Here is an 18,143-nt window from a genome sequence, read left to right on the forward strand (position 1 = left end):
TCAGCCCGCCAGCATCTCGGGGCCGCCGACGATCTTGGGGTCGGGCATGCCGATCAGCGCATCGTCGCGCCCGGCGAAATCCACCGCGCGCAGGATGGTCTGGATCGCCGCGATCCGCGCCCGCCGCTTGTCGTCCGAGCGGATGACCGTCCACGGCGCGATGCCCGAATGGCTGCGTGCCAGCGTGTCGCGGATGGCATCGGTATAGTCGTCCCATTTCGCCAGACCGTCCACGTCGATCGAGCTCAGCTTCCACTGCTTCAGCGGGTCGGCCTCGCGGTCAAGGAACCGCAGCAGCTGTTCGGCGCGACCCACGTTCAGCCACAGCTTGACCAGCACGATGCCGTCATCGACCAGCATGTTTTCGTAATGCGGCAATTGGCGGAAGAACGTCTCGCGCTGCGTATCGGTGGAAAAGCCAAAGACCTTTTCGACCACGCCGCGGTTATACCAGCTGCGGTCGAACAGCGCGATTTCCCCCGCGCCGGGCAGCCAGTCGGTATAGCGCTGGAAATACCACTGGCCCGCCTCACGCTCGCTGGGTTTGGGCAGCGCGACGATATAGGCGGAACGCGGGTTCAGGTTTTCGCGCACCCGTTCGATGGTGCCGCCCTTGCCTGCGGCGTCGCGGCCCTCGAACAGCACGATGATGCGCTTGCCGGTATGGATCACGTCGCGCATCAGATGGACAAGCTGCAATTGCAGCGCCTCGAGATGGGCGTCGTAATCCTTGCCCTTCATCTCGGCGTCATAGGGATAATCGGGGTTCAGGATCTTCTTGCCATCGGCGGATTTGACGGCGCGGCGGATGTCGTCCGGGGCGCCATCTTCCAGAAAGCGGGTGATCGCGCCGACATAGGGCAGGTCGGGATGATGCTGCGTCAGTGCCTTTTCCTTGCCCATGTCACTCGCTCCCGATTTTGGCCATGTCGTAATGCGTGGTCTGATAGATCTCGTTGATCCAGTTACCGTAAAGCAGATGCGCATGGCTGCGCCAGCGATTGCTGGGCGGCTGGCCGGGGTCGTCATCGGGATAATAGTTCACCGGCACGTTGATCGGCTTTCCTGCGGCCACGTCGCGGTCGTATTCATCCTTCAGCGTCGTGCTGTCATATTCGAAATGGTTGAACACATACAGCGCGCGCCGCCCGGCATCCTCCAGCAAGCACGGCCCCGCCTGATCCGAGGCGATCAGCGTGCGCAGCGCCGGGATGGCATCGACCTGATCCTGCCGCACCTCGGTCCAGCGGCTGACCGGCACCAGCACATCATCCGAAAATCCCCGCAGATAGGGGCTGGCGGGGGCCATGTTGCGATGCCGGAAGCAGCCGAAGGCCTTGCGGTCCAGCGCGTGCTTTTCCAGCCCGTTGAAATGCCATGCCATCGCCATGCCGCCCCAGCAGACGCCAAAGGTCGAATGCACATGCGTCTGGGTCCAGTCGAAGACCTGCTGCAATTCGTCCCAATAGGTCACCTGATCGAAGGGCAGATGTTCGATCGGCGCGCCGGTGATGATCAGCCCGTCGAATTTCTCGCCCGTCGCCTGCACCTCGCGGAAGGTGCGATAGAAGCTTTGCAGATGGTCGGCGGCGGTGTTGCGGCTTTCGTGATCGGACATGCGGATCAGCTGGAAGTCGATCTGCAGCGGGGTCGCGCCGATGACGCGGGCGAACTGGTTTTCGGTCTGGATCTTCTTGGGCATCAGGTTCAGAAGCCCGATGCGCAAGGGCCGGATATCCTGCATCGCCGCGCGACCCGGCGACATGACCATGACGCCTTCATTCGACAGAATATCGAAGGCGGGCAGGTCATTGGGCAGGGTAATCGGCATTACGCGTCCTTTCTTGCGATGGCCGTGGCAATCAGCTGGTTCAGATCCTCGGGCGTTTTCACCTCGGCCACTTCCTCGGCCAGAAGGGTGACGCCGCGCCGGGCCATCGCCTGATAGCGCGGCTGGCGATGGGCCAGCGCGCGGGCATAGGTCCAGCGGATGAAGTCGTCGGGATTGACCTCATCTTCGTTCAGGCCCTTTTCCACGCGGTAGCTGGTCCAGGCGCGGTCCAGAAATTCGGGCTGGTAATACATCGGTTTCGGCGCGCGGTCGAAGCGGCGCACCAGTTCGGCGGTATGGGCGTCGCTGCCCTTGATCCAGATCATCAGCATGTCGCGTTCCAGCGCGTCCAGCACCGGATCGGTCGGCGCGAACGGGTCCACCACCTCGCAGATCGAGCCGCCCGAGTCGCAGACGAAATGCGGGATGCCATAGATGTCCTGCCCGCGCCGGATGAAATGGCCGCTGTCCAGCAGGGCCGAAATCTCGGACATGCGGTGCTGGTCCTGACGGCGCATGTATTCGTCAAAGCGCAGCCCGCCGCGCGTCTCGCTGCCGGGCTTGCCCAGATAGGTCGACAGTGGCGCCAGATTCTCAAAGGTGATGTTGCTGGCGATATAGACCGAATCCGACAGCAGCAATTCGCGCAGGAACGGCACTTTCATCGCCTCGCGCTTGAAGTTGTCGGCGATCAGCTCGCCCATGTAACGCGTGCCGATGCGGTAATCGACCGAGTAGTGAAACCAGTCGCCCGCCCCGCGCAGCATGGTGGCAAGGAAGGTCTTGCCCAGCCCGGACATGCCAAAGAACAGCACCCGCTTGCGCGGAGCCGCCAGCCATTCGCTTGCCGTTGAGTAAAGCATCGCCGTTCCTTCGTCAGGGCAGGCGATAGTTAGTGCCATGCGCGCCCCATGAAAAGGGGCAGCGCGGGCGGCGATGCACATGATCGGGCGCGAAGGGCTTGCAATCGGTTTGGCAGTTCCTATGTGGCTTGGTGCGGACCGGGCCCCTCTGACGGCGATTGTCGTGATGTCGGACCGCATCGAGCCTGCTCGGTGCCAGCCCGGTTTTCCCTTCCAGGTCATGCACCCGGCATCCTTCATCATGTGGAGCCTGACGTGGAACCTTTTTATCTGACACTTTTCATGGGCACGCCGATCTGGCTGTGGCTGCTGTTTCTGGGGCTGGTCGGCGTGTTGCTGGCCTTTGACCTTGGCGTCCTGAACCGCAAGGAACACGAGATCGGCGTGGCCGAAAGCCTGAAGCTCTCGGCGTTCTACATCACGCTGGGCGTGCTTTTCGGCGGCTTTGTCTGGTATCAGATGGGCAGTCAGGCGGCTGCCGAATACATGACCGCCTTCGTGGTCGAAAAGACGCTGGCCATGGACAACGTCTTCGTCATCGCGCTGATCTTTGCCACGCTGTCGATCCCGCGCCGCTATCAGCACCGCGTGCTGTTCTGGGGCATTCTGGGCGTGATCCTGCTGCGCGGCCTGATGATCGGTCTGGGCGCCACGCTGGTCGCGGAATATGGCTGGATCCTGTATATCTTTGCGGGCTTCCTGATCCTGACCGGCATCAAGATGCTGTTTGTCGGCGACAAAGAACATGACATGGCCGACAACCCGATCCTGAAGTTCCTGCGCCGCCGCATGCCGCTGACCGACGAACTGCACGGCCATTCCTTCATCGTCAAGCAGCCCGATCCCAAGACCGGCCGCATCCGCCGCTTTGCCACGCCGCTATTGCTGGCGCTGGTGATGATCGAGATTGCCGACGTGATCTTTGCCGTCGATTCGGTGCCCGCGGTCTTTGCCATCACGACGAACCCCTATATCGTCTATACCTCGAACATCTTCGCCATTCTGGGTCTGCGCGCGCTGTTCTTTGCGCTGGCGGCGATCATTCACCGCTTTGAATATCTGAAACAGGCTCTGGCGGTGCTGCTGATCTTCATCGGCTCGAAGGTGTTCCTTGCCGATCTGATGGGGATGGAGAAGTTCCCGCCCGCGATTTCGCTTGGCATCACCTTCGCCATTCTGGGTGCGGGCGTCGCCTATTCGCTGTGGCGCACCAAAGGTCAGGACGCCAAGGAACTGACCGGGAAATAACGACAAACCAGCCCCGGCCCCTGGGTCGATGCGCGCGCCCCGCACCCGGCTTTGCCGGCCCTGCGGGGCGCGTTTGCGTTTTGGCAAGCTTTGGCGGCGCATCCAGCAATCCCCTGTAGCGCGAGCGCCACATCCGCGCTATAGTCGCCCCCAGACCCGGAGAACCGGGCAGCCCGCAAGCGGGCATTTGGCAGAGGCAGTGACGGCGGTTTTTCCATGACCGAGATGGTCTTTGGCACCACGCCCGTTCGGGCTGGTGATCCTATTCTTCCACGCTGGTGGCGCACGGTGGACCGCTGGTCCCTTGCCTGTGTGCTGGCGCTTTTCGCGATCGGCTTGCTTCTTGGTCTGGCGGCATCGGTGCCGCTGGCGGAAAAGAACAACCTGACGCCGTTCTATTACGTCACGCGGCAGGCGATCTTTGGCGGTGCGGCAATGGTGGCGATGCTGGTCATCTCGACCTTTTCGCCCAAGCAGGTGCGCCGGATCGGCGTGCTGGGCTTTCTGGTGACCTTTGCCGTCGTGCTGGCGCTGCCCTTTGTCGGGACGGATTTCGGCAAGGGCGCGGTGCGCTGGCTGCGTCTGCCCGGCGGCATGTCCGTGCAGCCCTCCGAATTCCTGAAGCCCTGTTTCGTGGCCATCTGCGCATGGTTCATGGCGGCAGGCCAGTCCGTGGGCGGGCCGCCCGGTCGCGCCTATTCCGCAGGCGTCGCGGGGGCGGTGGTGATCCTTCTGGCGCTGCAGCCCGATTTCGGACAGGCCTCGCTGGTGCTGTTTTCGTGGTGCGTGATGTATTTCATCGCGGGCGCGCCGCTGATGCTGCTGTTTTCGGTGCTGGGCACGGCGGTCGCGGGCGGCTTTTTCGCCTATAACGCCTCGGAACACTTCGCCCGCCGGATCAACGGTTTTCTGGCCGCCGAGGTCGATCCGCGCACCCAGATCGGCTATGCCACCAATGCCATTCAGGAAGGCGGCTTCTTCGGCGTCGGCGTGGGCGAGGGCTCGGTCAAATGGTCGCTGCCCGATGCGCATACCGACTTCATCATCGCGGTCGCGGCCGAGGAATACGGCCTGATCATGGTGCTGGCCATCATCGCGCTGTACATGACGGTCGTCGTGCGCTCACTGATGCGGCTGCGCGACGAACGCGACCCGTTCGCCCGCATCGCCGGGACCGGCCTTGCCTGCGCCTTCGGCGTGCAGGCGCTGATCAATATGGGCGTTGCCGTGCGCCTGCTGCCCGCCAAGGGCATGACGCTGCCTTTCGTCAGCTATGGCGGCTCATCGGTGATCGCCTCGGGGATCGCGGTGGGGATGCTGCTGGCGCTGACCCGCGCCCTTCCGCAGGGCCGGATGGGCGATCTGCTGGGGCGCCGGGGATGAGCGACGGACCCCTGTGCCTGATCGCCGCCGGGGGCACCGGCGGCCATATGTTCCCCGCGCAGTCCCTGGCCGAGGTGCTGCTGGCGCATGGCTGGCGCGTCAAGCTGTCCACCGACGACCGCGGCGCGCGCTATGCGGGCGGCTTTCCCGATGCCGTCACGCGCGAGGTGGTCAGCTCGGCCACGACCGCGCGCGGCGGCAAGCTGGACAAGCTGATCGTGCCCGCGCGCATCGGCGCGGGGATCGTCGCGGCCATCGCCGCCATGCGCGCCGACCGGCCCGCCGTGGTGGTGGGCTTTGGCGGCTATCCGACCATTCCGGCGATGTCGGCGGCTTTTGCCCTGCGCATTCCGCGGATGATCCACGAACAGAACGGCATCATGGGTCGGGTGAATTCCGCCTTTGCCCGCCGCGTCCACAAGGTCGCCTGCGGCACATGGCCCACGGCGCTGCCGCCCGGCGTCACGGGCATCCATACGGGTAACCCAGTCCGCAAGGCGGTGCTGGATCAGGCGGGCGCGCCTTATGCCGCGCCCGCCGACGATCTGCTGAACCTGCTGGTGATCGGCGGCAGTCAGGGCGCGCGCGTCCTGTCCGATGTGGTGCCTTTGGCCATCGCGGCCTTGCCCGATGCCCTGCGCCCGCGCCTGCGCGTCAGCCATCAGGCCCGGGCCGAGGATGCCGCGCGTGTGACCGAGGCCTATGCGCAGGCGGGCATCCGGGCCACCGTGCAGCCGTTCTTCGACGACGTGCCCCAGCGCATCGCGCAGGCGCAGCTGGTCATCAGCCGGGCCGGGGCTTCGTCCTTGGCCGACATCACCGTGATCGGACGCCCGGCGATCCTGATCCCCTTTGCCGCCGCCACCGGCGATCACCAGACCGCAAATGCGCAGGCCCTGTCCGACAGCGGCGCGGCGTTGGTGCTGCCCGAATCCATGCTTGACGCCGAAAGCCTGCGGCGCGACATGCAAGAGATCCTTTCCGACGGCGCGCTGGCCAGCCGCATGGCCGCGACGGCCCTGTCCCTTGGGCGACCCGATGCGGCCGCCCGTCTTGCAGAACTTGTAACGGAACTTCACCAATGAACGCAGCGACCAAACTTCCGGGCGAGCTTGGCCCCATCCACTTCATTGGCATCGGCGGCATCGGCATGTCGGGCATTGCCGAAGTTCTGATGACGCTGGGCTATTCGGTGCAGGGCTCGGACGCCAAGCGGTCCAAGATCACCGACCGGCTGGAAAAGCTGGGGGCGGCGGTCTTTGAAGGCCAGCGCGCCGAAAACATCGGCGATGCGGGCGTCGTGGTGATCTCGACCGCGATCAAGAAGGGCAACCCGGAACTTGAGGAAGCGCGCCGCCGTGGCCTGCCCGTGGTCCGCCGCGCCGAGATGCTGGCCGAACTGATGCGCATGCGCTCGAACGTGGCGATTGCCGGGACGCATGGCAAGACGACGACGACGACCATGGTGGCGACGCTTCTGGATGCGGGCGGGCTGGATCCGACCGTCATCAATGGCGGCGTCATCCATGCCTATGGCAGCAATGCCCGCGCCGGGGCCGGCGAATGGATGGTGGTCGAGGCCGACGAATCCGATGGCAGCTTCAACCGCCTGCCCGCGACCATCGCCATCGTCACCAATATCGACCCCGAGCATATGGAGCACTGGGGCAGCTTCGACGCGCTGCGCAAGGGGTTCCACGATTTCGTTTCGAACATCCCGTTCTATGGCCTTGCCGTCTGCTGCACCGACCACCCCGAGGTGCAGGCGCTGGTGGGCAAGCTGACCGACCGTCGCGTCGTGACCTTCGGCTTCAACGCACAGGCCGATGTCCGCGCGATTAATCTGCGCTATGAAAACGGCATCGCCCATTTCGACGTGGCCCTGCAGGGCGAAGAGGGCAGCCCGGTGATCGAGGGCTGCACCCTGCCGATGCCCGGCGATCACAACGTCTCGAACGCGCTGGCCGCTGTCGCCGTCGCCCGCCATCTGGGCATGAAGCGCGCGCAGATCCGCGATGCGCTGGCCAAGTTCGGCGGCGTCGGTCGCCGCTTCACCCGCGTGGGCGAGGTGAATGGCGTCACCATCATCGACGATTACGGCCACCACCCGGTGGAAATCGCCGCCGTGCTGAAGGCCGCGCGTCAGGCCACCAAGGGCCGCGTCATCGCTGTGCATCAGCCGCATCGCTATTCGCGGCTGTCGAACCTTTTCGACGATTTCTGCACCTGCTTCAACGAGGCCGATGTCGTGGCCATCGCCGAGGTCTATTCCGCAGGCGAAGACCCGATCCCCGGCGCGTCGCGCGACGATCTGGTCGCCGGGCTGATCGCCCATGGCCACCGCCACGCCCGCGCCGTTCTGGGCGAGGATGACCTTGCCCGTCTGGTTCGCGAACAGGCCCGCCCCGGCGATATGGTGGTCTGCCTTGGCGCAGGCACCATCTCGACCTGGGCCAATGGCCTGCCGGACAGACTGTCGGAGAAAGCCGCGTGAGCGAACTGGCCAACCATCCCGGCGCCGCCGCCCTGATTGCGGTGCTTTGGGCCGTGCTGGCCTGCCTGCTGCCGCTGGTCCGCCCCGCGCGCCAGCACGCGGCGATCTGGGGGCTGATCGTGATCGGCGTGCCGGTGCTGGGCTGGCTGACCTATCTGTGCGGACCGGGTTTCGGCGTGCTGTTTCTGGCGCTGGGAATCTCTATCCTCGTCTGGCCCCCCGCCGGGGCGATGCGCCGGAAACGGGGTGAGGCCTAAGGGATAAGGCTTTGCGGTTGTAAAGCTTTCGTCGCATGGTCGGGCGACGAGGCAAGCAGGGTCCCCATGGTACAGCACAATGAGAATTTTGAACGCTTCCCTCGTGAATATGCACAGCTGACATCAGACCAAAAAGCTGCGCTCGCGTGGCGCAGCATCATAAGGATGCTGCCCCAGGGCCTTCGCAGGCTACACGCAAATAACAGTATCCGTGTTTTGCGGCAGGCGCTCGTCGCGCAACTTTTCATGGCTGGCCGCGCAGAGATCACCACGCTGGAGCGCGCGGCGAACGCGACCCGACCGAGCTTTGATGGCTATTGGAGCACGTCAAGCGACCGGCCAGCTGTTGACCGTGCTGCAAACGATATGTGCAAGTGTTTAGTCGGTAACGACGGTGCAGGCTTTGGTCCGCCAAGTATGGTCATTGCCTCCACGGGAATTTCTAATTTGGTCCCAGAGAGTCATTTCATTCTGGATGACATACGGCAAATCAGGGCAAGCGCGGCTGATGCTTGGCAAAAAGCACCGACGGAACTGCCCGAGATACTGCCCCTTACACCCGAGCACACTTCAGGTCTCGTGCCGGAACAAGAAGGCCGGCATCTGCACCCGTTCTGGAACAAGTGGTATCAAAGCGTGATCGCCGGCACGGCGCCAAATTGGAGTTTAATTAACCGCATCGCCCAGATAGACGATGCCGCGTGGGAAGAGGGCGCCGCGACGCTCGACAAAGCGATAGACGACGCGGTCGATGATCTCTCGATTGCTATGACCGAAAACGGCGAAACTGTCGAGATCAACCCGGAAACCGGCAAGCTGCGCCTGGTCCCGACCGCTGATCTTCCTGAAGAAATGGGCATCTATGTCCGACGCAAGATGCTCAAGGCCATCGCCGTATTCGAGCAACCGCTGCCGCAATCCTATCGTGCGCTTACCCCCGATCTTGCGATGCTGCAGTGTGCGGTCGAGGATGCGCAGAACCTGCCAGTCGAACTCTACGACGCGTGTTCGTCCGCGTTGCTTCGGCTTGCGCTGCGCGCCGAGCAGGGCGAATGCCCGCCCGTCGACGGCGACCCCCTGCTGGCGGACTATCGCAATCGCCTGCGCGATGCTGGCGCCGATATTCTGGGCTCAAATGCTGAGGCCCGCCGGGTGCTTGAACGCCGCCAAGCCATCACCGACAATGACGAGCTAATCAAAGGCTGTGACACCATCAACGAAGTAGTCGCAACGGTAGCGCCGCTGCTTGAGGGGCGTTTGGCCGAGACGCTGCCTCAGGATGCTGCCATCGCGACCGACCCGAATAGCGATCCGGCAGAACGACGCAGTGCGTCGTTTCGCCTATCCGGTCGCCTGCTTCGCATCCTACGGTTCACTGCTGCAATCGCCATAGGGGCTGGTTTGACCTTCCGCGCCCTGACCAAAGGCGCGGAGTTGCTGGAGGCCATGCAGTTTCTCGCCGGCAATCCGATTGTCAAAGATGCCCAACGCATCATCTATGAGATGTTAAATCTCCGCTAGCGTCCCCTCACCACCCGCATCCCATGCGGCAACTGTGGGTACTCAGTGCGCGCATGTCGCGGCCAAAACCGAAACATTTGCTGAAGATCCGCAACTTGATGCCTCTTTGCCGTTCCTCCGGCAACGCGTGCCCGATTGACGCCCCGCGTAACGGCGATTAACCAACCCACCCATGACCCAGACCCTTCCCACGCCCCGTGGCGCGTTGACGCCGAACCGCCCTTTGGCCGATCTGACATGGCTGCGTGTCGGAGGGCCTGCCGATTATCTGTTCCAGCCCGCCGATGCGGATGATCTGGCGCAGTTTCTGGCGGATCTGGATCCGGGGATGGCGGTGTTTGCCATGGGTGTGGGGTCAAACCTGATCGTGCGCGACGGGGGGATCCGGGGGGTGGTGATCCGGCTGGGCCGGGGCTTCAACACCATTCAGATCGACGGCGACACCGTGACCGCAGGCGCGGCCGCGCTGGATGCGCATGTCGCCCGCAAGGCCGCCGAGGCGGGACGCGATCTGACCTTTCTGCGCACCATCCCCGGCAGCATCGGCGGCGCGGTGCGCATGAATGCGGGCTGCTATGGCACCTATGTGGCCGATCACCTGATCTCGGTCCGGGCGGTGACGCGCGGGGGGCAGGCGGTCGAGATCCCGGCCGCCGATCTGCGCCTGAGCTATCGCCATGCCGAGATCCCCGAGGGCTGGGTCATCACTGAGGCGCGTTTCCGCGCCGAGGCGGGCGATCCCGCCGATCTGGCCGCGAAAATGGACGACCAGCTTCAGCGCCGCGATGCTAGCCAACCGACGCGGGACCGCACGGCGGGCTCGACCTTCCGCAATCCGGCGGGCTTTTCCTCGACCGGGCGGGCGGATGATGTGCATGATCTGAAGGCATGGTCGCTGATCGATGCGGCGGGCCTGCGCGGACACCGGCTGGGCGGCGCGCAAATGTCTGAAAAACATCCGAATTTCCTGACAAACGCCGATGGCGCGACCGCAGCCGAGCTGGAAGCCCTGGGCGAGTTGGTGCGCGACCGGGTGCGCGAAACCTCGGGCCATGACCTGCAATGGGAGGTCATCCGGGTGGGCGAGGCCTAAGCCCGCCCGTTGCCTAGCGAATTTTCGCCCGGAACGCGAAAATCCCCTTTTGCGATGACCATTCAGCGGCTATCCTTCTCTGCATAGAAATACCCGGATCAACCGGGGCGAAGAGGCAGTAAATTGGCGGGCAGGGCGAGCAGTTCGGCCCCGAAAGTCGCAGTCCTGATGGGCGGACCCTCGGCTGAGCGCGAGGTGTCGCTGTCATCGGGCCACGAATGCGCGGTTGCGCTGCGGCAGGCGGGCTATGAGGTCACGGAAATCGACGCGGGCAGGGATTTGCCCGCACAACTGGCTGCTGCTGCGCCGGATATGGTCTTCAATGCGCTGCATGGCCGCTGGGGCGAAGACGGCTGCGTGCAGGGGCTGATGGACTGGCTGGGCTTTCGCTATACCCATTCGGGTGTGCTGGCCTCGGCACTGGCCATGGACAAGACCCGCGCCAAACATGCCTTCCGCGAAGCCGGGTTGCCGGTGATGGAAAGCCTGATCGCCGATGCCGCCGAGGTGCGCCAGCGCCATGTCATGCCGCCGCCCTATGTGGTCAAGCCGAATGACGAAGGCTCGTCCGTGGGCGTCTATATCGTGCATGACGGGGCCAATGCACCGCCGCAGCTGTCCGACAAGATGCCCGCCCGCGTGATGGTCGAAACCTATGCGCCGGGGCGCGAGCTGACGACCGCCGTGCTGGGCGACCGGGCGCTTGGCGTGACCGAGATCGTCACCTCGGGCTGGTATGACTATGATGCGAAATACAAGCCCGGCGGCTCGCGCCATGTGATCCCCGCCGAGATCCCCGCCGAAATCGACGCCGCCTGCCGCGACTATGCCGTGCGCGCCCATGCCGCCTTGGGATGCAGCGGCTTGTCGCGCACCGATTTTCGCTGGGATGACAGCCGCGGGCTGGACGGGCTGATCCTGCTGGAAGTGAATACCCAGCCGGGCATGACGCCGACTTCGCTTGCGCCCGAACAGGCGGCGCATGTCGGCATGGATTTCCCGGCGCTGTGCGACTGGATCGTGAAGGAGGCGCTATGCAGGGCCTGAACCCCTTCGGTCGCAGCGCCGATGCCGGGCGTCCCGCGCCGGTGCGCCACGCGCCGATGCGCCCCGCGCCGCAGCCCAAGACCGCGACGCCGCGCCGCGATCCGGCGCCATCGCGTCTGGCCTATCGGCTGAACCGCATGATGCTGCGCCCGCTGATCCGCCGTCTGGTGCGGATCGGCATTCCCGCCTTTCTGGCGGCGATGGTGGTGGGGATCTGGCTGTCGGACGACACGCGCCGCGCCAATCTGTCCAGCAGCATCGACGGGCTGGTCGACCGTATCCAGCACCGTGAGGCCTTCATGGTGCACAGCATGGAAATCCACGGCGCCTCGGCTGTCGTGGACAAGGGGCTGCGGGCGATGCTGCCAGTGGACCTGCCGGCGTCGAGCTTTGAAATTGACTTGGAAAAACTGCGGGAAAGGGTGCTGAAGCTAGACGCGGTCGAGGCGGTGGATCTGCGCATCCTGCCCGGCGGTGTGCTGTCGGCAACCGTGACCGAGCGTGTGCCTGCCGTGTTGTGGCGTCATGCCCGTGGGATCGAACTGCTGGACAAGACCGGGCACCGCGTCGCCTCGGCCACATCGCGCGATGTGCGGGGCGATCTGCCGATCATCGCGGGCGAGGGGGCTGACCGTGCCGCCGCCGAGGCGATGGCGTTGATCGACGCCGCTGGCCCGATCCTGCCCCGCCTGCGCGGGCTGGAGCGGATGGGCGAACGGCGCTGGGACGTGGTGCTGGATCGCGGCCAGCGCATCAAGCTGCCCGCCGAAGGTGCCTTGCGCGCGCTGGAACATGTCATCGCGATGGACAAGGCCCAGCACATGCTGGACCGCGACATCGCCGTGGTGGACCTGCGCGAAGAGGGCCGCCCGGTCGTGCAGATCGGACTGGACGCCCAGAACGCCATCCGCCGCGCCCGTGGTCAGGACCAGATCGGCCCGGACGGCAAGCCGATCGAGCCGGGGACGGATGCCGCCGGGAAAAGCACGACAAAGACTGCAAGCCGCGTGAAGAAGACCTGACAGGTCATTGATGGAGCTGGATAAATGAGGGATCTGTACCAAGGCCAGCGGGCGATGCGCAACATGCGCCGGCAAGCGATGCAGCGCGGCGTCATTGCGGTGCTGGACATTGGCACCTCGAAGATCGGCTGCCTTGTGCTGCAATTCGACGGTCCCGGCCAGTTCCGCGAAACCGATGGCGTGGGCCCCATGGCCGGTCAGTCCAACTTCCGCGTCATCGGCACGGCGCATACCCGGTCGCGTGGCATGCGCTTCGGCGAGATCGACAATATGGCCGAGACCGAGCGCGCGATCCGCACAGTGATCCAGTCGGCGCAGAAAGTCGCCGGGGTGCGGGTCGATCACGTCATCGCCTGCGTTTCCGGCGCGCGGCCGCAATCCTATGGGCTGGCCGGAGAGATCCGGCTGGATGCGGGCAAGGTCGCCGAAGATGACATCGCCCGCGTTCTGGGCGCCTGCGACGTGCCGGATTTCGGGCGCGGGCGCGAGGTTCTGCACGCCCAGCCGGTGAACTTCGCCGTGGATGGCCGTTCGGGTCTGAACGATCCGCGCGAACATACCGGCGACAGGCTGGCCGTGGACATGCATGTGCTGACCATCGACGGCGATGCGGCGGGCAATCTGGTGCATTGCATCCGGCGCTGCGACATGGAACTGGCGGGCGTGGCCTCGGCCTCCTATGCCTCGGGGCTGGCGGCGCTGGTCGAGGACGAACAGGAACTGGGCGCGGCTTGTGTCGATCTGGGCGGCGGGACGACGGGCGTGTCGGTCTTTATCAAGAAGCACATGATCTTTGCCGATGCCGTGCGCTTCGGCGGCGATCTGATCACCATGGACATCGCCAAGGGACTGCGCGTCAGCCATGCCGTGGCCGAGCGGCTGAAGACCCTGCATGGCGGCGTCGAGGCGACGGGCCGCGACGACCGCGAGATGATCGAACTGGGCGGCGAGACCGGCGATTGGGAAACCGACCGCCGCAGCATCAGCCGCGCCGATCTGATCGGCATCATGCGCCCCCGCGTCGAGGAGATCCTGGAAAAGGTCGCCGAGCTGCTGGATGCGGCGGGCTTTGAATTCATGCCCTCGCGCCAGATCGTGCTGACGGGCGGCGGCAGCCAGATCCCCGGTCTGGACGTGCTGGCGGCGCGGATGCTGGGCCAGAACGTGCGCATCGGGCGTCCGCTGCGGATCCAGGGGCTCCCGCATAACGCGACTGCGCCCAGTTTCTCATCGGCGATCGGGCTGGCGCTGCTGACGGCGCATCCGCAAGACGAATGGTGGGATTTCGCAATGCCCGCAGAGGCTTATCCCGCACGCAGCCTGAAGCGCGCCTACCGCTGGTTCAAAAGCAACTGGTAGTTGCATCCGCTCTGTATCAGGTGGCGGCGGCTTTCTGCCCCACCAGATGCAGTCGCGTGGGCAAGATACCGCCGAAACACCCTTAACAGACCGCCATATTTTGTGGCGTGACTGTGTTTTTCGGGTGACGTTCAAGCGGAATCTGGCTAGGCTTGGACATATCACGGGGATTCGACCGGACGCCATGTCCGGCGCAAAAACAAGGCAGGCGAGACATGGAACGGCAGATCCACCTGATGCTGAACGACGAACAAGAACTGAAGCCGCGCATCACCGTCTTCGGCGTCGGAGGCGCAGGCGGCAATGCGGTCAACAACATGATCGACAAGCAGCTTGAGGGCGTCGAATTCGTCGTGGCGAATACCGATGCGCAGGCGCTGCAATCCTCGAAAGCGGAGGCCCGCATCCAGATCGGCCCGAAAGTGACCGAAGGTCTGGGCGCTGGTGCCAAGCCCTCGATCGGCGCGAAAGCCGCCGAGGAAACCATCGAGGATATCGTCGATCACCTGATGGGCGCGCATATGTGCTTCATCACCGCCGGCATGGGCGGCGGCACCGGCACGGGCGCGGCCCCGATCATCGCGCAGGCCGCCCGCGAGATGGGCATCCTGACCGTCGGCGTCGTCACGAAGCCCTTCCAGTTCGAAGGCACCAAGCGGATGCGTCAGGCCGCCGAGGGCGTCGAGGCGCTGCAGAAGGTCGTCGACACGCTGATCATCATTCCCAACCAGAACCTGTTCCGGCTGGCCAACGAAAAGACCACCTTCACCGAAGCCTTCGCCATGGCCGATGACGTGCTGTATCAGGGCGTCAAGGGCGTGACCGACCTGATGGTGCGTCCGGGCCTGATCAACCTCGACTTCGCCGACGTGCGCGCGGTGATGGATGAGATGGGCAAGGCGATGATGGGCACGGGCGAAGCCTCGGGCGAGAACCGCGCCGTGCAGGCCGCCGAAAAGGCCATTGCCAACCCGCTTCTGGACGAAATCAGCCTGAACGGCGCGCGTGGCGTGCTGATCAACATCACCGGCGGTTACGACCTGACCCTGTTCGAAATGGACGAGGCGGCCGAGAAGATCCGCGAGAAGGTCGATCCCGAGGCGAATATCATCGTCGGCTCGACGCTGGATCCGTCGATGGAAGGCTCGATCCGCGTGTCGGTCGTCGCGACCGGCATCGACGCTTCGGCGGCCGAACTGCCCGCACCGCGCCGTGGCATGAAGGATCCGCTGACCCAGACGCCGTCCATCGCGCAAAAGGACGACGAGCCGCAGATCCCGCCGCGCCGCGTGGTGACCGCAGCCGATCAGGCCGAAGCGCCCACCGCCCGGATGCAGCCCGCGCGCAATGACGACGAAGACATGCCGCGCCCGGCCTATCAGCCCGCCGAGGCCCGCCCGGCGGCCCCCTCGCAGGCGGACGCGCTGCAAGGCGACAGCGCCGGTTTCATGGCGCCGCGACGTGCCGCCGCCCCCGGTCAGCCGACCGATGCAGTGATGCAGCGTCTGGCGCAAGCCGTGCAGCGCGCGCCCGGTCAGCAGGCCGCACCCGCCACGCCGCCGCGTCAGCAGGCTCCGGCCGCGCAAGCGCCCGAGCAGCAGCCCGCCTCGGATGTGGCCAGCCGCGTGCAAAGCCGCATGGGTGGCCTCAGCCGGATGCTGGAGCGGATCTCGGGCCATGGCGAACAGGCGCAACCGGCGCAAAAGCCCGCCGCCTCAACCCTCGCCGAACGCGTGAATGAGCGGGTGGCCGCGCGCAAGAATACCGGCTTCGACGCGGGTTTCGACGATCTGGCCAGCCCGGACCGCACCGATGAGAATGTCGAAATCCCGGCCTTCCTGCGCCGTCAGGCCAACTGATCCGATCACAAGTTTTGCACGATGTTTCAGGAAAGGACCGCTTCGGCGGTCCTTTTTTACTGGCGATTTCAGGGGTTTGCTGCGGTGCGGCGGATCTGCGCCTGTTGGCGGGCGGCATTGTTTCATGCGGTTACAATTCGTTAATTGAGTGAAGGCCGCCCTGCACCTACCTCATGACCATAGCGCAAAAGGGTTGTTCCCACGCGCATGACGATTCGATGAAGGCAGGCAAGACGATGCAGACCACCATTGCTACGAAAGCTCAGTTCCGCGGTGTCGGGCTGCACTCGGGTGCAGCGGTTCGGCTTGCGATCCTGCCTGCGCCGGTCGATCATGGCATCGTGTTCAGCCGCAGCGACCTTGGCGGCGTCCGCATCCCGGCGCGCTGGGATCAGGTGACGCCCTCGCAGCTGTGCACGCTGATGGACAATGGCGACGGTGTGACGTTGTCGACCGTCGAACATGTCATGGCGGCGCTGGCCGGGACCGGCATCAACAATGCGCTGGTCGAGGTGAACGGACCGGAAGTGCCGATCCTTGACGGCTCGTCCGCGCCCTTCGTGCTGGGCATCATGGAGGCGGGGATCCGCCATCAGGACGCGCCGCTGCGCGCCATCCGCGTGCTGCGCCCGGTCGAGGTCCAGCAGGGCGAGGCCTTCGCCCGCCTGTCGCCCGCCGATCATCTGCAGATCCATTTCGACATCGACTTTACCGATGCCGCGATCGGTCATCAGGAAAAGCGGCTGGATATGGCCAATGGCAGCTTCGTGCACGAGCTGATGGACAGCCGCACATTCTGCCGTCAGGCCGATGTCGTGCAGATGCAGAAAAACGGTCTGGCGCTTGGCGGCACCTATCTGAACGCCGTCGTGGTCGATGGCGACAAGGTTCTGTCGCCCGGCGGCCTGCGCCACAAGGATGAGGCCGTGCGCCACAAGATGCTGGACGCCATGGGCGATCTGGCGCTGGCCGGTGCGCCGCTGCTGGCGCGCTATACCGGCCACCGTGCGGGCCACGCGATGACCAACAAGCTGCTGCGGGCGCTTTTCGCCGCCCCGGACGCTTGGGAATGGGTCACCGTGACGCCGGAAATGCAGCAGCATCTGCCGGGTGCTGGCGTGGTGCCTGCCGACATGCGGGCCATGCATCAGCTTGCCGTCGCCTGAACCGGGCGGCGGTCCTTCGGCTTCGTGACCATTCCCCTCGAAAATTCCGCGTTTTGGCATTTTGCGCCGCCAGAATTTCTGTGCTAGGACGTGCGGGCTGCGCGGAAAATCAGCCGCGGGGCGGAAAAAATATTTCGGACGGGCAGGTAGATATGGCGGGCATCAGATCGGGTTCCTTGGTCGCGGCGGTGCTGTCCATTGGTCTGCTGGCCGGCTGCGGCGGGGCGGGCAGCCGGGCCCCCGAATCGCTGGAGAGCTTCACCGCCGAAGAAATCTACAAGCGCGGCGAATATGAGCTGGAAAACAGCCGCAAGCCCGCCGATGCCGTCCGCTATTTCTCCGAGGTCGAGCGGCTTTACCCCTATTCGGAATGGGCCAAGCGCGCGCTGATCATGCAGGCCTATTCCTATCACCGTGCCAAGGATTACGAAGAGGCCCGTAGCGCGGCGCAGCGCTTCATCGACACCTATCCGGGCGATGAGGACGCGGCCTATGCCAAATATCTGCTGGCGCTCAGCTATTACGATCAGATCGACGATGTGGGCCGCGATCAGGGGCTGACCTTCCAGGCGCTGCAATCGCTGCGCGAGGTGATCGAAGAATATCCCGACACCGAATATGCCCGCAGCTCGATCCTGAAATTCGATCTGGCCTTCGACCATCTGGCCGCGAAGGAAATGGAGATCGGGCGCTATTACCTCAAGCGCGGGCATTACACCGCAGCCATCAACCGCTTCCGCGTCGTGGTCGAGGATTACCAGACCACCACCCACACGCCCGAGGCGCTGATGCGACTGGTCGAGGCTTATCTGGCGCTGGGGCTGAACGATCAGGCCCAGACGGCGGGCGCAATCCTTGGCCATAACTTCCAGTCCTCGCCCTTCTATCAGGATGCCTTCCGGCAGCTTCGCGGTCGCGGTCTGGAACCCGAGGCGCGGGGCGACAGCTGGCTGACGAATGTCTATCGTCAGGTCATTCAGGGCAAGTGGCTGTAACGGCC

Annotated in this window: 16 protein-coding genes; 13 read left to right on the forward strand and 3 right to left on the reverse strand. The window is 64.7% G+C overall.

The window, feature by feature from the left end; all coding sequences use genetic code 11:
• The 3 genes from ppk2 to GL284_RS15780 are packed head-to-tail and all read right to left on the reverse strand — an operon-like array spanning position 1 to position 2,694.
• Positions 1–903 (reverse strand): polyphosphate kinase 2, encoded by a 903-nt coding sequence (ppk2, locus tag GL284_RS15770; protein ID WP_155045606.1) that lies wholly within the window; start codon positions 901–903, stop codon positions 1–3.
• A gap of 1 nt (position 904) precedes the next feature.
• Positions 905–1,831, reverse strand: a complete 927-nt coding sequence (locus GL284_RS15775; protein ID WP_155045607.1) for a homoserine O-succinyltransferase — start codon at positions 1,829–1,831, stop codon at positions 905–907.
• Positions 1,831–2,694 carry an ATPase gene (locus GL284_RS15780; protein ID WP_155045608.1) on the reverse strand — a complete coding sequence of 288 codons (864 nt, stop codon included), beginning with the start codon at positions 2,692–2,694 and terminating at the stop codon, positions 1,831–1,833. Before GL284_RS15780 ends, GL284_RS15775 begins: the two co-directional genes overlap by 1 nt.
• Before the next feature lie 255 nt (positions 2,695–2,949).
• Here GL284_RS15780 and GL284_RS15790 point away from each other — a divergent pair, with 255 nt between their 5' ends.
• From GL284_RS15790 to GL284_RS15850, 13 genes are all read left to right on the forward strand, one after another.
• Complete coding sequence (locus GL284_RS15790) at positions 2,950–3,942, forward strand: TerC family protein (protein WP_341870459.1); 993 nt, start codon at positions 2,950–2,952, stop codon at positions 3,940–3,942.
• Between the two features lie 216 nt (positions 3,943–4,158).
• Positions 4,159–5,325, forward strand: coding sequence for an FtsW/RodA/SpoVE family cell cycle protein (locus tag GL284_RS15795; RefSeq protein ID WP_155045610.1), 1,167 nt, complete (start codon positions 4,159–4,161; stop codon positions 5,323–5,325).
• Complete coding sequence (locus GL284_RS15800) at positions 5,322–6,410, forward strand: UDP-N-acetylglucosamine--N-acetylmuramyl-(pentapeptide) pyrophosphoryl-undecaprenol N-acetylglucosamine transferase (RefSeq protein ID WP_155045611.1); 1,089 nt, start codon at positions 5,322–5,324, stop codon at positions 6,408–6,410. The genes GL284_RS15795 and GL284_RS15800 overlap by 4 nt, the downstream gene beginning before the upstream one ends.
• Entirely contained in the window at positions 6,407–7,819 is a 1,413-nt protein-coding gene (gene murC / locus GL284_RS15805; protein ID WP_155045612.1) for a UDP-N-acetylmuramate--L-alanine ligase, read from the forward strand. Before GL284_RS15800 ends, murC begins: the two co-directional genes overlap by 4 nt.
• Complete coding sequence (locus GL284_RS15810) at positions 7,816–8,076, forward strand: DUF2484 family protein (protein ID WP_341870458.1); 261 nt, start codon at positions 7,816–7,818, stop codon at positions 8,074–8,076. Before murC ends, GL284_RS15810 begins: the two co-directional genes overlap by 4 nt.
• Positions 8,077–8,142: 66 nt before the next feature.
• Entirely contained in the window at positions 8,143–9,597 is a 1,455-nt protein-coding gene (locus GL284_RS15815) for a hypothetical protein (protein ID WP_155045614.1), read from the forward strand.
• A gap of 172 nt (positions 9,598–9,769) precedes the next feature.
• A complete protein-coding gene (gene murB, locus GL284_RS15820) occupies positions 9,770–10,690 on the forward strand; it encodes a UDP-N-acetylmuramate dehydrogenase (protein ID WP_155045615.1) in 921 nt (306 codons plus the stop codon).
• 123 nt (positions 10,691–10,813) lie between these two features.
• Positions 10,814–11,737, forward strand: coding sequence for a D-alanine--D-alanine ligase (locus GL284_RS15825; protein WP_155045616.1), 924 nt, complete (start codon positions 10,814–10,816; stop codon positions 11,735–11,737).
• A complete protein-coding gene (locus GL284_RS15830; RefSeq protein ID WP_155045617.1) occupies positions 11,725–12,759 on the forward strand; it encodes a cell division protein FtsQ/DivIB in 1,035 nt (344 codons plus the stop codon). The genes GL284_RS15825 and GL284_RS15830 overlap by 13 nt, the downstream gene beginning before the upstream one ends.
• Before the next feature lie 24 nt (positions 12,760–12,783).
• Positions 12,784–14,118, forward strand: coding sequence for a cell division protein FtsA (ftsA, locus tag GL284_RS15835; RefSeq protein WP_155045618.1), 1,335 nt, complete (start codon positions 12,784–12,786; stop codon positions 14,116–14,118).
• Positions 14,119–14,333: 215 nt separating this feature from the next.
• Positions 14,334–15,977, forward strand: a complete 1,644-nt coding sequence (gene ftsZ / locus GL284_RS15840) for a cell division protein FtsZ (RefSeq protein WP_155045619.1) — start codon at positions 14,334–14,336, stop codon at positions 15,975–15,977.
• A 236-nt stretch (positions 15,978–16,213) separates the two neighbouring features.
• Positions 16,214–17,143 (forward strand): UDP-3-O-acyl-N-acetylglucosamine deacetylase, encoded by a 930-nt coding sequence (gene lpxC / locus GL284_RS15845; RefSeq protein ID WP_155045670.1) that lies wholly within the window; start codon positions 16,214–16,216, stop codon positions 17,141–17,143.
• 152 nt (positions 17,144–17,295) lie between these two features.
• Positions 17,296–18,138: an outer membrane protein assembly factor BamD gene (locus tag GL284_RS15850; protein ID WP_155045620.1), complete on the forward strand. Its 843-nt coding sequence runs from the start codon at positions 17,296–17,298 to the stop codon at positions 18,136–18,138.
• The last annotated feature ends 5 nt before the right edge of the window (positions 18,139–18,143 follow it).

The sequence above is a fragment of the Paracoccus shanxieyensis genome, assembly GCF_009711265.1.
GTDB classification, from domain to species: domain Bacteria; phylum Pseudomonadota; class Alphaproteobacteria; order Rhodobacterales; family Rhodobacteraceae; genus Paracoccus; species Paracoccus shanxieyensis.

Coding starts and splice junctions, on each gene's coding strand:
- ppk2 (WP_155045606.1), bottom strand. CDS start 903: ATGGGCAAGGAAAAGGCACTGACGCAGCATCATCCCGACCTGCCCTAT.
- GL284_RS15775 (WP_155045607.1), bottom strand. CDS start 1,831: ATGCCGATTACCCTGCCCAATGACCTGCCCGCCTTCGATATTCTGTCG.
- GL284_RS15780 (WP_155045608.1), bottom strand. CDS start 2,694: ATGCTTTACTCAACGGCAAGCGAATGGCTGGCGGCTCCGCGCAAGCGG.
- GL284_RS15795 (WP_155045610.1), top strand. CDS start 4,159: ATGACCGAGATGGTCTTTGGCACCACGCCCGTTCGGGCTGGTGATCCT.
- GL284_RS15800 (WP_155045611.1), top strand. CDS start 5,322: ATGAGCGACGGACCCCTGTGCCTGATCGCCGCCGGGGGCACCGGCGGC.
- murC (WP_155045612.1), top strand. CDS start 6,407: ATGAACGCAGCGACCAAACTTCCGGGCGAGCTTGGCCCCATCCACTTC.
- GL284_RS15815 (WP_155045614.1), top strand. CDS start 8,143: ATGGTACAGCACAATGAGAATTTTGAACGCTTCCCTCGTGAATATGCA.
- murB (WP_155045615.1), top strand. CDS start 9,770: ATGACCCAGACCCTTCCCACGCCCCGTGGCGCGTTGACGCCGAACCGC.
- GL284_RS15830 (WP_155045617.1), top strand. CDS start 11,725: ATGCAGGGCCTGAACCCCTTCGGTCGCAGCGCCGATGCCGGGCGTCCC.
- ftsA (WP_155045618.1), top strand. CDS start 12,784: ATGAGGGATCTGTACCAAGGCCAGCGGGCGATGCGCAACATGCGCCGG.
- ftsZ (WP_155045619.1), top strand. CDS start 14,334: ATGGAACGGCAGATCCACCTGATGCTGAACGACGAACAAGAACTGAAG.
- lpxC (WP_155045670.1), top strand. CDS start 16,214: ATGCAGACCACCATTGCTACGAAAGCTCAGTTCCGCGGTGTCGGGCTG.
- GL284_RS15850 (WP_155045620.1), top strand. CDS start 17,296: ATGGCGGGCATCAGATCGGGTTCCTTGGTCGCGGCGGTGCTGTCCATT.